12 protein-coding genes are annotated in these 12,756 nt (G+C 67.7%); 6 read left to right on the top strand and 6 right to left on the bottom strand.

What is annotated here, in order from left to right; translation table 11 throughout:
- Positions 1 to 12: 12 nt before the first annotated feature.
- From NM203_RS02065 to NM203_RS02075, 3 genes are all read left to right on the top strand, one after another.
- Complete coding sequence (locus NM203_RS02065) at positions 13 to 825, top strand: 1-acyl-sn-glycerol-3-phosphate acyltransferase (protein ID WP_255057936.1); 813 nt, start codon at positions 13 to 15, stop codon at positions 823 to 825.
- 140 nt (positions 826 to 965) lie between these two features.
- The gene (locus tag NM203_RS02070; RefSeq protein ID WP_255057937.1) at positions 966 to 2,807 is read left to right on the top strand and encodes an AMP-dependent synthetase/ligase; all 1,842 of its coding nucleotides are present in this window, start codon (positions 966 to 968) and stop codon (positions 2,805 to 2,807) included.
- A 186-nt stretch (positions 2,808 to 2,993) separates the two neighbouring features.
- Complete coding sequence (locus tag NM203_RS02075; RefSeq protein ID WP_255057938.1) at positions 2,994 to 3,344, top strand: histone-like nucleoid-structuring protein Lsr2; 351 nt, start codon at positions 2,994 to 2,996, stop codon at positions 3,342 to 3,344.
- Between the two features lie 393 nt (positions 3,345 to 3,737).
- Here the strand turns inward: NM203_RS02075 and NM203_RS02080 are convergent, their stop codons facing one another.
- From NM203_RS02080 to NM203_RS02100, 5 genes are all read right to left on the bottom strand, one after another.
- Positions 3,738 to 4,637 carry a universal stress protein gene (locus NM203_RS02080; protein ID WP_255057940.1) on the bottom strand — a complete coding sequence of 300 codons (900 nt, stop codon included), beginning with the start codon at positions 4,635 to 4,637 and terminating at the stop codon, positions 3,738 to 3,740.
- 111 nt (positions 4,638 to 4,748) lie between these two features.
- Positions 4,749 to 5,396: a hypoxia response regulator transcription factor DosR/DevR gene (gene dosR / locus NM203_RS02085; protein WP_255057941.1), complete on the bottom strand. Its 648-nt coding sequence runs from the start codon at positions 5,394 to 5,396 to the stop codon at positions 4,749 to 4,751.
- A gap of 98 nt (positions 5,397 to 5,494) precedes the next feature.
- A complete protein-coding gene (locus NM203_RS02090; protein WP_255057943.1) occupies positions 5,495 to 6,355 on the bottom strand; it encodes a universal stress protein in 861 nt (286 codons plus the stop codon).
- A 108-nt stretch (positions 6,356 to 6,463) separates the two neighbouring features.
- Positions 6,464 to 7,441 (bottom strand): 1-phosphofructokinase family hexose kinase, encoded by a 978-nt coding sequence (locus tag NM203_RS02095; RefSeq protein WP_255057944.1) that lies wholly within the window; start codon positions 7,439 to 7,441, stop codon positions 6,464 to 6,466.
- 71 nt (positions 7,442 to 7,512) lie between these two features.
- Positions 7,513 to 8,499: an Acg family FMN-binding oxidoreductase gene (locus NM203_RS02100; protein ID WP_255057945.1), complete on the bottom strand. Its 987-nt coding sequence runs from the start codon at positions 8,497 to 8,499 to the stop codon at positions 7,513 to 7,515.
- A 214-nt stretch (positions 8,500 to 8,713) separates the two neighbouring features.
- Between NM203_RS02100 and NM203_RS02105 the strand changes: the two genes are divergently transcribed.
- From NM203_RS02105 to NM203_RS02115, 3 genes are read left to right on the top strand one after another with little or no spacing between them, the layout of a single operon-like run.
- Positions 8,714 to 10,180 (top strand): bifunctional aminoglycoside phosphotransferase/ATP-binding protein, encoded by a 1,467-nt coding sequence (locus NM203_RS02105; protein WP_255057946.1) that lies wholly within the window; start codon positions 8,714 to 8,716, stop codon positions 10,178 to 10,180.
- Positions 10,181 to 10,210: 30 nt separating this feature from the next.
- Positions 10,211 to 11,098 (top strand): universal stress protein, encoded by an 888-nt coding sequence (locus tag NM203_RS02110; RefSeq protein ID WP_255057947.1) that lies wholly within the window; start codon positions 10,211 to 10,213, stop codon positions 11,096 to 11,098.
- A gap of 16 nt (positions 11,099 to 11,114) precedes the next feature.
- A complete protein-coding gene (locus NM203_RS02115; protein WP_255057948.1) occupies positions 11,115 to 11,984 on the top strand; it encodes a universal stress protein in 870 nt (289 codons plus the stop codon).
- On the opposite strand, the gene NM203_RS02120 is transcribed toward NM203_RS02115, so the two are convergent.
- Positions 11,971 to 12,744 carry an HPF/RaiA family ribosome-associated protein gene (locus tag NM203_RS02120; protein WP_255057950.1) on the bottom strand — a complete coding sequence of 258 codons (774 nt, stop codon included), beginning with the start codon at positions 12,742 to 12,744 and terminating at the stop codon, positions 11,971 to 11,973. The genes NM203_RS02115 and NM203_RS02120 overlap by 14 nt on opposite strands.
- Positions 12,745 to 12,756: the final 12 nt, after the last annotated feature.

Genomic DNA, 12,756 nt, shown 5'->3' on the forward strand with positions numbered 1-12,756 from the left:
CGGAGTGGGTTCATGGCCGACCAGAAGCACTCGGTAGTCGAGAGGTGGGATCCCGGTCTGACCAAGCGCGTGGTGGACCTGCACCGCCCGATCGTCAAGACCTACTTCCGGTCTGAGGTCCTGGGCTTGGACAACATTCCATCGGGGCCGGCGCTGATGGTGGCGAACCACTCCGGGGGACTCGTCACGGTCGACATGTCGGTGTTCGCGGTGGACTACTACAAGACCTTCGGATACGAGCGGCCGCTCTTCGGATTGGCGCACGACAACATGTTTCGCGGGCCGCTGGCCGGCTTCCTCGAGCGGACCGGTGTCATCCGGGCCACCCCCGAGCACGCCGCCGAGGCGCTAGCAGCGGGTGGCCTGGTGTTGGTCTTCCCCGGTGGGGATTACGACGCCTATCGGCCCACGGCCAGGGAGAACGTCATCTCGTTCGGCGGACGCACCGGCTACGTGACCACGGCGATCACGGCGGGTGTGCCGATCGTGCCCGCGGTGTCGATCGGCGGGCAGGAGAACCAGTGGTACCTCACCAGACTGCGGCGTCTTGCGAGTGCACTGAGGCTGACGGGGTTCGAGCGCAGGATGTTTCGGACCAACATCCTGCCGGTCACCATCGGCTTCCCGTTCGGTGTCAGCGTGGTGTTGCCGGTCAACATGCCGCTGCCCACGAAGATCGTCACGCAGGTGCTGCCTCCCATCGACATCGCCGCCGAGTTCGGTGAGGACCCGGACGTGCGACGGGTCGACGCCCACGTGCGCGCGGTGATGCAGCACGCGTTGGTCGGGCTGGCCCGCAAGCGGCGGCTGCCGGTTATCGGGTGAGGGTCGGCGGCGCTCGAGCAGTTCATCGCGATACCCCAGCGGGTAATAGGGCCCTTCGTCCCTTCCTGAAGGGACTCACTGGCCTACGAGAGCGGACGCGCGGCCCGCAAGATCATTGGTGGAGTGCCAAGGAGGCTGCCATGAGAGACGATGCCGGCCCAGCGCTGCTGACGATCGCGGTCGACGAGATCCTCAACCGGACACCCTCGATCGGCCGAATGCTCCTGAACCGCGTAGCCGTCACGCCAAGCGCCGAGGCGTTCCGCTTCCCCGACGACGGTGGCTGGGCGAGTGTCACCTGGCGCCAGGTCGGTGACCGCACCCGCCGGATCACCGCCGGGCTGATCGCGCTGGGCATCGCGCCCGAGGAGCGCGTCGCGTTGGCGTCGTCGACGCGCTACGAATGGGTGCTCGTCGACCTCGCGATCATGTGCGCCGGCGCCGCCACCACCACGCTGTATCCGACGACGAACGCGCGCGACGTGGCCTTCATCGTCGCCAACTCCGGGAGTCGGGTCGTCGTCGCCGAAGACCAGTCCCAAGTCGACAAACTGCTCACCCACCGTGCGGAGCTACCCGACGTGATGAAGGTCGTGATCGTCGACGGTACGGGCGACGGCGACCTGGTGATCACCCTGTCCGAACTCGAGGCACTCGGGGAGGGCCTGCTCAGTCAGTCTCCCGACGTCGTTGAGCGACGAGTCGACGACATCCGCCCCGATCATCTGGCCAGCATCATCTACACCTCCGGCACCACGGGCCGCCCGAAGGGTGTGCTGCTACCACACCGGGCCTGGATCTACACCGCCGCGGCCATCGACGCGCTCGACATCCTCGGACCCGATGACCTGAACTACCTGTGGCTGCCGTTGGCACACGCCTTCGGCAAGGTGATGCTGGCACTGCCGTTGCTCATCGGCTTCCCGACGGCCATCGACGGTCGAGTCGACAGGATCGTCGAGAACCTCGCGGTCGTCCACCCGACGTTCATGGCGGCGGCCCCGCGGATCTTCAAGAAGGCGCACGCCCGCATCCAGGCGACGATGGCCGCCGAGGGCGGGTTGAAGAAGCGGCTCTTCGACTGGGCCATCGGGGTCGGGATCGACGCCTCCGAGGCGAGGGAAACCGGCCGACGCCCGTCACGGATGCTGTCGATTCAGCACGCCATCGCCGACCGGCTGGTGTTCTCGACGGTGCGCAAGCGCTTCGGTGGCCGGCTTCGCTTCTTCGTCTCCGCCGCCGCGCCGCTCAACCACGACATCGCCCAGTGGTTCGACGCCGTCGGCATCATCGTGCTCGAAGGCTACGGCCTCACCGAGACGGCGGCAGCGTCGTTCATCAACCGTCCCAACGCCTATCGGTTCGGAACAGTGGGGCTGCCGTTCCCCGGCACCGAGGTGCGGATCGCCGGTGACGGCGAGATCCTGTTGCGGGGCCCAGGTGTGATGACCGGCTATCACGATCTCCCGGAGGCCACGGCCGAGGCGCTCGACGGCGACGGCTGGCTGTACACCGGCGACATCGGGTCGCTGGACGGCGACGGGTTCCTGCGCATCACGGACCGGAAGAAGGACCTGTTCAAGACGTCGCAGGGGAAGTACGTGGCACCGTCGGCGATCTCCGCGGCCTTCAAGGCGATCTGTCCGTACTCCAGCGAGATGATCGTGCTGGGTGACGCGCGGCCCTACTGCGTGGCGCTGGTGAGTCTGGACGGCGATGCGATCACCGACTGGGCCACCGATCACGGCCTGGCGAACGCGCCGTTCGCCGAGATCGCCCGTGCCGACGCGACGCGCGACCTCATCGGCGGCTACGTCGACGAACTCAACGAGCAGTTGAACCGCTGGGAGCAGGTCAAGAAGTTCGCCATTCTGGACCGGGAACTGTCCATCGCCGCAGGCGATCTGACGCCCAGCCTGAAGGCGAAGCGCAACGTCATACTCGAGAACTTCGCCGACGTCATCGCGGGCCTGTACGCGTGAGCTACACCGCGGGCGCCGGCGGCGCAAGAGGACTTTGGTCCTCGAAACCGGTGTCCGTCGGCGGCCACCGATCCGAGACGAACGCAGCGCGCTTGGGTAGATTTCGGTGGGTGATCAAGATCGTGATCACTCCGGATCGATTGCCCAGGAAACGATTCGGATAAGTACGGAGAGGTTGATTGAACGATGGCACGGACCGTTACCATGACCTTCGTCGACGACGTCGACGGCACACCGGCGGACGAGACCATTACGTTCAGCTTCGACGGTGCGACCTACGAAGTCGACCTGGCGTCGCACAACGCCGCGACGTTGCGCGCACAGCTTCAGATGTGGGCGGACGCCGGCCGCCGGGTGACGGGTCAACGCTCCCGCCGTGTGACGGGGCCCGACGCCCTGCGTCCCAGCCTGCGCCGCCGGGAAAGCGCCGCCATCCGCGACTGGGCCCGACGCCACGGGCACGAGATCGCCGATTCCGGTCGCCTGCCGGTCGCACTCGTGGACGCGTTCTACGAATCGCAATCCCGGCGACAGTAAGTCCATACCGTCTGGCACGCACGGCGGGCAACGTTCCTCGACTGAACTCCGTTCCCCGTACACCATGGTCGGTCACCGTCTTGCCAGACTCCTGGGGAGCGCTCTCATCACTGTATCCCGTTGCGACGGAACGGAAACCGCTCCGACAGGACGGGGTGACCCACCCCGCACGCCACTGCTCGACGAGGCGCTTACTGACTCCGATTTGGCGTGCGATCGCGTCGGACTAGCCAGCGCTTCCACGCCGATGTGCGGCGGCTCGGGAGGGGAACCCGCGCAGCCGACGTCGGCCATCGGGGGGAGAGGCCGAACGCCGACTGCACGGGCCGAACCGCGCGGCCGACGAAACATGCCGGGGGAGGCGTCCGTCCTGTGTCCGCGCGGTTCGCGATGCTATAGGCGCGTTCTTAGAGGATTCGAAGATTCTGCCGGCGATGCGGTCTGCGGTGACATCCACCGGTCATCGGCGTAGTTGCGGGCCACCAGCACTGCGCGTTCGGTGTCGTCGGAGTGGGAGCGGTGTCCCGCACCGATGATGGATGCGACGTCCTCGGCAGAGGACTCGTCGATCACGACCAGACCCGACAAGTCCGGGTGGGCGTTGAGGAAGCGACTCATGCGCGTGCCGTTGGCCACCGGATGGATGTGCACGTCGGGGTACTGCTTCTGCCACCCCGCGACCATGCGCTCCAGATCATCGTGCTGAGAGGCCCCGAGGCCCGGATGCCATACGCCGACCGTCAAGACGGGACGCCCGCGCAGGCGGGCCTGATCCATTGCGGCGTCGATCACGTCGTCGTTGTCGTGGAAGATGGTCACCGGGACCATGACCCACGTGATCTCGTTCTCCTCGCTCGCGACGTGTTCGGGCAAACGGATGATCGCGACCGAGCAGGATGCGTGTTCGGCGAGCGTGGCAGCGGTCGATCCCAGCATGGCCCGACCCAGTCGCCCCATACCCGAGGATCCGACGCAGATCATCGCCGCATCCGGGGATTCGGCGAGCAGCACGCCCGCCGGAGACCCCTGCGCGATCTCGACGTCCACCGTCACCGATGGCTGCTTCGCCTCGATCTGGCTACGGACATCGTGGACCGCCGACTTCGCCTGTGTCAGTGCGGCGCGGTACTCCTCAGCCGACAGCGTGCCCCGAAGGTCTGTTCGCACCACGTAGACAAGGCGCAGACCAACTCCGCGACCGGCCGCCTCGTCAGCGGCCCACAGTGCTGCGCCCCGGGACTGCTCGGATCCGTCGATGCCCACGACGACGGGTTTGACTGTGGCGCTTGTCATCTGGATGCCTCTCGAACCGGTGTTTGATAAACACCGACTCTACGAGTGAGCCCACGTCCGCAATGGAGTCGTTGGTCACCATCATGTCGCCTTTGGTCCCGGCGAAGGTCGTCAGTCGTCGCTACGGCCGGGTCGGTCCAGCTTGGTGGCGAAGACCGCCGCCTGAGTGCGGCGCTCCATGCCCAGCTTGGCGAGAAGCCTCGACACGTAGTTCTTCACCGTCTTCTCGGCCAGGAACATCCGCGCGGCGATCTGCTTGTTCGTCAACCCCTCGCCGAGCAGATCGAGCAGCACCTTCTCCTGCTCGGTGAGCCCGGACAGGGGGTCGGATCGCGCGGCGGCGCCTCGCAGTTTGGCCATCAGTGCGGCAGCCGCACGATTGTCGAGCAGCGAACGTCCAGCACCGACGTCCTTGATGGCCTTGGCGAGCTCCATGCCCTTGATGTCCTTGATGACGTAGCCGCTGGCACCGGCGAGGATGGCGTCCAGCATCGCCTCGTCGGAGGTGAAGGACGTCAGCATCAGGCACCGCAGATCCGGCATCCGCGACAGGAGGTCCCGGCACAGTTCGATGCCGTTGCCGTCGGGCAGGCGCACGTCGAGTACGGCCACGTCGGGGCGCAGGGCGGGAATCTGGGCCATCGCCTGCGCGACTGAGCCGGCTTCACCGATGACGTCGAGTTCGGGGTCGGCGCCGAGCAGGTCGATCAGCCCGCGACGCACCACCTCGTGATCGTCGACCAGGAACACCGTGACCATCGCTACGCCTCCAGAACCGCCCCGTGTCGGCCGTAGCGCTGTTGCCACGCCCGCCCGCGAGACATCGTCGCCCTGGTGGCCATTGTGCCTGTTGTAGCTCACAGTCCGCTGTGCCGTTCGGAAATCAGCACCGAGCAGTTCAGGTTGTTCAGTGCAGCGGATGCGCCGGGCCCGGTGAGTTCGCACAACTCGTCGTTTGGCCGGTGGTCGAGCACGACGAGCTGGATCTCGTCGGCGTGGCGGGCGAGGTAGTTCATGGGGTTTCCCGGCACCGCCACCGCGTGGATCTCCACATCCGGGTACAGCAGGCGATACCGGTTCAGTGACCGCTCCAGGGCTGCCTTGGCCTGCCTGTTGCCATCGGCGGATCCCGCCATATCGTGGAATCCCGGTCGCCAGGAGGCGAGCACGCGCAGCGGTGCCTTGCGTAGCCGGGCCTCGTCGATGGCGTGGCGGAGCGCGGTGGTGCCGTCGCACGACGGGCTGCATTCCGTAACCACCCAACCGGGCTTGCTTCGTGACCGGTCAACGGGTCGGACGATGGCGATCGGGCAGTGGGCCCGCGCGAGAAGCGTCGAAACCGTTGACCCCACTCGCTTTCCGGTCGCCCGGTTGACGCCGAGTGCACCGACGCAGATCATGGCGGCCGCATGCGACGTGGCGAGCAACGCGGCGACCGGGCGGTCCCGAATGATCTCGACTTCGATCTTCACCGGCCGATCGGCCGACTCGATCGCCATGACGGCGTGTCGCACCGCGGCCTCGGCAGTCGCGAACGCGTGAGCCAGCGACCGGGGGTCGGCGGGTGCGCCCGCCGGTGGCTCCACCGCACACACCAGCCGCAGCGGCAGGTCGCGCTCGACGGCTTCGTCCACGGCCCACAGTGCCGCGTCGACAGCGCCGCGCGAGCCGTCGATTCCGACGACGACAGCGGGTGAGGGGGGCTGGGTCTCACGCATTTCGGGGCTCCAAGCGGTCGTCGGTGCTGTCCCCGTCGACGCTAGGCTGCCGCCACGTCGGCAGGCAGGGGCAAAGGTCCCTTCGGCGACGACGTTGGTCCCCGTGGATCAGCGGCGATTAGCGGCGAGTTCGACGGGTGCGGAGGTGCGATCGAACAAGCGCCACACGTCGTTCGGTCGACAGGCCGCCGTGCCGGGGGTGAGCAGCATGGCAGCGCCCGCTGCCATGCCGAGGCGCACCGAATCGGGTAGCGGCCACGCCCTGGACAGACCGACCGTCACGCCGGCCACCAGCGCGTCACCGGCGCCGACGCCGCTACCGGGGGCACACCGGAGCGCCGGGAAGCGTTGACTGCCGAGCGCGGATGCGAGCAGCGCGTCGTCGCCGCCGCGCGAGATGAGCACGTTGGCGGCGCACCCGCGATCGATGAGTTCGTGCGCCGCGGCCAGCTGCTCGTCATCGGTTTCCAGTGCTTGGCCGGTGCACTCTCGTAGTTCACGCAGGCTCGGTTTGAGCAGGTGGACACCGGATCGCAGGTGTGTGAGACCTCCACCGGAGGCGTCGAGGACGTACAGCGCGCCGTGAGCGCGACACAGGTCGGACACCCGCTGGTAGAAGTCGGGAGTAACCCCCGGCGGCAGGCTTCCGCTGGCGACGACGAGTTCGGCCCCCGCCGCGGCGGACTCCAGCGCCTCGAGGCACGCCGTCTGTTCCGAGGCGGTCAACGTCGGCCCCGGCAACACGAATCGGTACTGCCTGCCGGTGCTGGATTCGTCGACGGTCAGGCTCTCCCGTGTGATGTCCGCGATCGGTACATGACGTTGGTCGACCTTCTCGCGGCGCAGTAACTCGACGATGCGCGCTCCGGTCAGACCTCCGGTGGGGAACACCGCGGACACCGACGCGCCCAACGCCGCAGCGACGCGCGCGACGTTGATTCCGCCGCCGCCGGGGTCGTGCCGGGCCGGACCGCACCGGATCTTGTCCGTATGACGCACCTGCTCGGTTCTGGTCGTGATGTCCAGCGCCGGATTCATCGTCAAGGTGACGATCCTCGTCGTCGTCGACGGCGAGTCTGCGATCATGGAGACCTCCGATTGGTGGGCGCGGGGCATCCCGAGACCGTGCCGGTGGGGAGTGGTCGCATCGCGCGAGATCAGGCGACGCTGAACGTCAGGACCTCGGACAACGGCCGCCGCGGTGTCGGAGCCGGTGTCGTCTCCAGAGCGGGGGCGGTTCCGACTCGCACCAGCACCTGCGGCAGCGGTCGGCCGGTCACCTCGGCCACGATGTCGCGTGTTGCGGCGACCTCGGTGAGATTGGTCAACGTGCAGGTCGCCAGACCGGCCATCGTCGCCTCGAGCAGAACCGCCGACAACGTCTCGCCGCATCCGAGGATGTCGCGTCGAACGTCGTCGAGTGCGGAGATGACAAGAATCGTCGAGCGGTCGTCGCCCACCCCCACGCGTCGCTCCTCGTTGTGGGTGACCGGGAAGCTGCGGCCGACGTCGACTCTGTCGCTCTCGGCGGCGGACACCAGAGCGCTGTGGGGTATTCCGTCGCTGACTTCGTACGGTGCTGTCCACCAGTTCATCTCGGCGTGATAGCCGGAGTCGTAGAGCCGCAGTGCCTCGGAGAGTGAGGCCGCCTCGGCCAGTTCGGAACGGCCGCGGTCGTCGATGACGTCGACGGCTGCCACGTCGCCGATGGCGCCGACGGCCTCGCGCATCATGAGTTCGAAGCCCTCCCAGTCCTCCGGCGCCGCGAACGGCAGCCGATCGGTGCGCCGGCTCAGGATGGCGTCCGCTCTGCGCCGGTGGCCGCTGGTGACGAAGTCGATGGCGACGAAGCTGATCGACGCGATGTGCTTGTGGTCGTTGGGGTTCGGGTAATAGGCGATGTGGGCTCGGTGGCCGGCCGCGGCCATCGCCACTCGCAGGTGATCCAACGCGGCGCCGCAACTGATCAGCGCCTGCCGGCCACCGTGATCGGTTGCCACCACTCGGTCCGCGTCGACGTACAGGTGGAGTTCACCCGCCTCGACGACCCATCGCCACGGTTGGGTGTTGTGATACGACGGGGCACGACACGCCAGATGGACGGCATCCTCGATGACCTTCGGGGAAATCATCGTCTTCGGCATGGCGGATCCTTTCGGGCGTCTGTCGTGACAGAGCATGCTCCGACGGAACGCGGTCGCCACAGAGCCATTGGTCCTCTGCCCCGGAATACTCGTCGCATCCGTGCACGTCGCCGACGGGTGCGGACCTTGGACCCCAATGGCAGAGGACCAACGTCACCTGCCAGGGGGTCGACAGCCGCTGCCGCGCCGACCGATCCAGGGCCAAGCTCGTTGTATGTCCCCGAACCCCACGGTCGCCGCGGTCGAGGTTCACGAAACCCACACCGGTGTGGTGTTTCTGGTCGGTGACCGGGCCTACAAAGTGAAGAAGCCCATACGAACCGACTTCCTCGACTTCCGGTCGGTTGACGCGCGGGAACGGGTCTGCGCACACGAGGTGCTGCTGAACAGCAGGCTGGCCCCGGACAGCTACCTCGGTGTCGGTCACTTCGCCGGTCCGCGGGGCGGCGCCGACGAGCCCGTCATCGTGATGCGGCGGTACTCCGAGGGTCGCAGTCTGGCCGCGCTCCTCGAGCGCGCCGAGCCGGTCGAGGGGCATCTGACGGCGATCGCCGAAAAGCTGGCCGACTTTCACGCCCACGCCTCGCGATCACCGGCCGTCGACGCGGAGGCTCGCGCGGCGGTGGTGTCCGAGCGGTGGACCGAGAACCTGGATGTGCTCGATCACTACAAGCGGAGCATCCTCACGGAGTGGGAACTCGCCGATGTCCGACGGCTCTCGTCGCAGTACCTGGCGGGCCGCACCGCCCTCTTCGAGCGACGCATCGACGAGCACCGCATCGTGGACGGTCACGGGGACCTCATCGCCGCTGACATCTACTGCCTGCCGGATGGCCCGGTTCTCCTGGACTGCTTGGAGTTCGACGACAGGCTGCGCTACGTCGACGGGTTGGACGACGCCGCGTTCCTCGCCATGGACCTGGAATTCGCCGGCCGCGCGGACCTCGCGACGTTCTTCCTCGACAGGTATCGCACGCTCGCTCGCGACGACGCTCCCGCCTCGCTGGCGCACTTCTACACCGCCTACCGCGCGGTCGTGCGCGCCAAGGTCGACTGCATCCGGGTCGACCAGGGCATCGCGTCTGCCGCAGCGGACGCGCGGCGCCATCTGCGCCTCGCGCTCGACCACCTACGCGCCGGTGCCGTGAAACTCGTTCTGGTCGGGGGAGGGCCGGGGTCCGGGAAGACCACCCTGGCTCGAGAACTCGCGCCGCGAATCGACGCGGTCGTCACATCCACCGACGACGTCCGGCACGAACTTGCAGAGGCGGGGCGACTCGCCGGAGAGTCGGGGACGTACGAATCGGGGCGCTACGACCCGCGCAACGTCGCCGTGGTGTACGACGAAGTCCTGCAGCGGGCCGGCGACCAGCTGGCCAACGGGCAGTCGGCGATCCTCGACGGAACGTGGCGCGACGCCCATCAGCGTGAACTGGCACGGGCTGTTGCCGACCGGTATCACTGTGGCACTGTCGAACTGGCGTGTGTGCTGGACGTCGCCGAAGCCATGGAACGCATCCGGTTGCGCGGCGGTGGTACCCATTCCGAGATCACGCCGGCTCTCGCGGCGACCATGTACGACGCCGGAACATCCTGGCCCCGTGCCAATCACATCGACACCACCCAGCCGCTGGGTGACTCGCTCGCCGAAGCGACCGCCGTGTGCTGCCTTGCGATTTGAACCGAACCGACGAACCACGTGGAGGACGGCATGACCGGCAACCCCGATACCGTCGTCGTCGGTGTCGACGGCAGTGACAGTGCGATAGCCGCGGCACGATGGGCGGGAGCCCTCGCCGCGCGGTTCGGGCTGTCGCTGCAGGTGGTGCACGGTGTGCCCCGGCTCGGTCGCAATCTGACCGAAGCGGCCGCGGTGTTCCAGGCCGCATCGATGCAGTACCAGTCCGAGAACGCCGACGCCTTTCTGAAGAGCGCGGCCGATGCCGTGCGGTGCGAGCAGCGCGGCCTGGTGGTGACCACCGCGGCCAGTTCGGACCCGATCGACGACGTCCTCTTCGAGGCGAGCAAGCACGCCCGATTCATCGTGCTGGGGGGTATGGACATCTCGCCCGCCGCTGCGGTGCTACTCGGCTCGACCACGTTGAAGCTGACCACCGAAGCCATCTGCCCCGTCATCGTATGGCGGGGTGACCGCACGTCGCCCAACTCCGATGCCGTCGTGGTCGGCGTCGATGACACCCCCGCGGGACGGGCCGCGTTGGCAACGGGTTTCGTGTTCGCCGCGCAGTTGGGTGTGGCGCTACGCGCGGTTCACTCCTGGGCGCTGAGGCGGCCGCCTGGCACCACCGTCCTGCCCACCCTGATGGATTGGGACGCGGTGGAGGCCCTGCAATTCGTCGCACTCACGGAACTCGTCGACGAGTACCACCGCGACCACCGCGGAGTCGACGTCACCTGCTTCCTCGAGTCCGGCACCGCGGCGGGCGCGTTGCTGCGGCATCTGGAGCACGCGCAGCTCGTGGTGGTCGGCAATCGGGGGCGGGCCGCGCTGGCCGCTGCGGCCCTCGGTTCGACGAGCCTGAACCTGCTGCACCACAGTCCGATTCCGGTCGTGGTCTGCCATCCCGATCCGCCCTGACCCGAGGAGATTGACCATGGACGCATCCGCTCCCGTGCTGGTCGGCATCGACGGTTCGACGGCCAGCGTACGTGCCGCGCTGTGGGCGGCTGATGAGGCCGCGGCCCGCGACACCGTACTTGAGCTGGTGTACGTGGTGGATCCGGCGCGCGTCGATGACATCGATGAGGCCGTGGCCAAGGCCCACAAGGCGATCCGTCGAGCCACCACCGCCATCACCGATGCTGACAACCACGTCAAGCTGGAGTCGGAGATCCTGCACGGGAATCCGATTCTGGAACTCGCGCACGCGGCGAGGGGCGCTGCCCTGCTGTGCGTCGGGTACAAGGGCTCGAAAGACTCCGCGCCGCTGGCGCGCGGGGCCACGGCCTCGAATCTGGCGCGGATCGCGCCGACCTCCGTCGCCGTGGTACGTCGTCGTCGCATGCGATCGCCCCCGCGCCTGCACCGCTGGATCGTGGCGGTGGTCGACGAGACTCCCGAGTCGCACACGGTGTTGCAGGCGGCTCTCGACGAAGCCGATCATCGCGGAGCGCCCGTGTTGGCACTCACGACGTGGTCGGACGGTCATCCTCATCCACGCGCGATGCCCGACTCCGACGAAGCCGGTCACGTCCGCGCGAGTATGGATGGGTATCTCGATGATCCGCACCACCTCTCGGCTGACGTCCGGATCTGCACCCTACCCTTGCCAGGCGATGTGACCGCGCTGCTCGAACGGACCGCGGGCATCGAGCAGCTCTTCGTCATCAGTGCGCGCAGGCACGATCTGGTGGATCAGCTGACCGGCGACTCGGCCCGCAGGGCGCTGCGCGGGACGAACTGCTCGATCCTCGTCGTACGTGCCTCCGACACGGTCGGCGCCGACGGCGTCACGCCGGCGTGATGAGTCCGTAGTGACCGTCGTAGCGGTGGTACAGCACCTTGGCCCGGCCCTCGGCGGCGTCGATGAAGAAGAGGAAGGGCAGGCCGAGGAGTCCGATTCGTTCGGTCGCTTCCACGAGCGTGATGCACGGTGCCGAATGGGGACTGATGGTCAGCGGCAGATTGAAGGGCGCGAGCTGATCGCGCGATGGTGGTACCACCTGTGCGAGACGGTAACCCGTTGAGCCCGCCCGATAGAGCACGCCGGCAACCCCCGTCGCCTTCTCGGTGAACAGATGGAAGTGATAGTCGAGAAGTGACATCTCCTCGGCGGCCTCGTCGACGCTGAGATGCGCGACGCTGAACGACTTGCGCCGCAGGATCCGGGCGCCGCCGGACGCGGGTGATGGGTTGGGCCACTGGGGAATTGCGGGTGGCCCGTGATGTTCGGCGGCACCGCCGAGAGCATGGCGTGAGCGCCGGCGCTGGCGTTCCAGGATGCGGCGCAACCTGTCCTGAAGCGCGTCGACGGCCTCGGGGACGCTCGCCGCCTCCACCTGAGCGCGGAATCGCCTGCCCGCCAACTCCAGGTTGGCCTGCGCCACCACGGGCCGAGGACGGTGACCGCTGGTGTGGTTGGTCAGCCGCACTCGCGCACGGCAGTCCGGTTGGTCGACGAACTTCGCGAGCGCGCCGATCTTGCGCCGGGCGTAGTCGGCAGCGCCGGGGAGCGGACCCTGCGTGGCGACGTCGACATCGATTATCGGAGCGGTTCCAGTCATGTGCACCGTTCC

Source organism: Mycolicibacterium arenosum (genome assembly GCF_024320865.1).
GTDB classification, from domain to species: Bacteria; Actinomycetota; Actinomycetes; order Mycobacteriales; family Mycobacteriaceae; genus Mycobacterium; species Mycobacterium arenosum.

Excerpts from the sequence above, each read along its gene's own strand:
- NM203_RS02080 (WP_255057940.1), bottom strand. The coding sequence starts at position 4,637 with ATGACAAGCGCCACAGTCAAACCCGTCGTCGTGGGCATCGACGGATCC.
- NM203_RS02065 (WP_255057936.1), top strand. The coding sequence starts at position 13 with ATGGCCGACCAGAAGCACTCGGTAGTCGAGAGGTGGGATCCCGGTCTG.
- NM203_RS02115 (WP_255057948.1), top strand. The coding sequence starts at position 11,115 with ATGGACGCATCCGCTCCCGTGCTGGTCGGCATCGACGGTTCGACGGCC.
- NM203_RS02105 (WP_255057946.1), top strand. The coding sequence starts at position 8,714 with ATGTCCCCGAACCCCACGGTCGCCGCGGTCGAGGTTCACGAAACCCAC.
- NM203_RS02070 (WP_255057937.1), top strand. The coding sequence starts at position 966 with ATGAGAGACGATGCCGGCCCAGCGCTGCTGACGATCGCGGTCGACGAG.
- NM203_RS02075 (WP_255057938.1), top strand. The coding sequence starts at position 2,994 with ATGGCACGGACCGTTACCATGACCTTCGTCGACGACGTCGACGGCACA.
- NM203_RS02110 (WP_255057947.1), top strand. The coding sequence starts at position 10,211 with ATGACCGGCAACCCCGATACCGTCGTCGTCGGTGTCGACGGCAGTGAC.
- NM203_RS02100 (WP_255057945.1), bottom strand. The coding sequence starts at position 8,499 with ATGCCGAAGACGATGATTTCCCCGAAGGTCATCGAGGATGCCGTCCAT.
- NM203_RS02095 (WP_255057944.1), bottom strand. The coding sequence starts at position 7,441 with ATGATCGCAGACTCGCCGTCGACGACGACGAGGATCGTCACCTTGACG.
- dosR (WP_255057941.1), bottom strand. The coding sequence starts at position 5,396 with ATGGTCACGGTGTTCCTGGTCGACGATCACGAGGTGGTGCGTCGCGGG.
- NM203_RS02120 (WP_255057950.1), bottom strand. The coding sequence starts at position 12,744 with ATGACTGGAACCGCTCCGATAATCGATGTCGACGTCGCCACGCAGGGT.
- NM203_RS02090 (WP_255057943.1), bottom strand. The coding sequence starts at position 6,355 with ATGCGTGAGACCCAGCCCCCCTCACCCGCTGTCGTCGTCGGAATCGAC.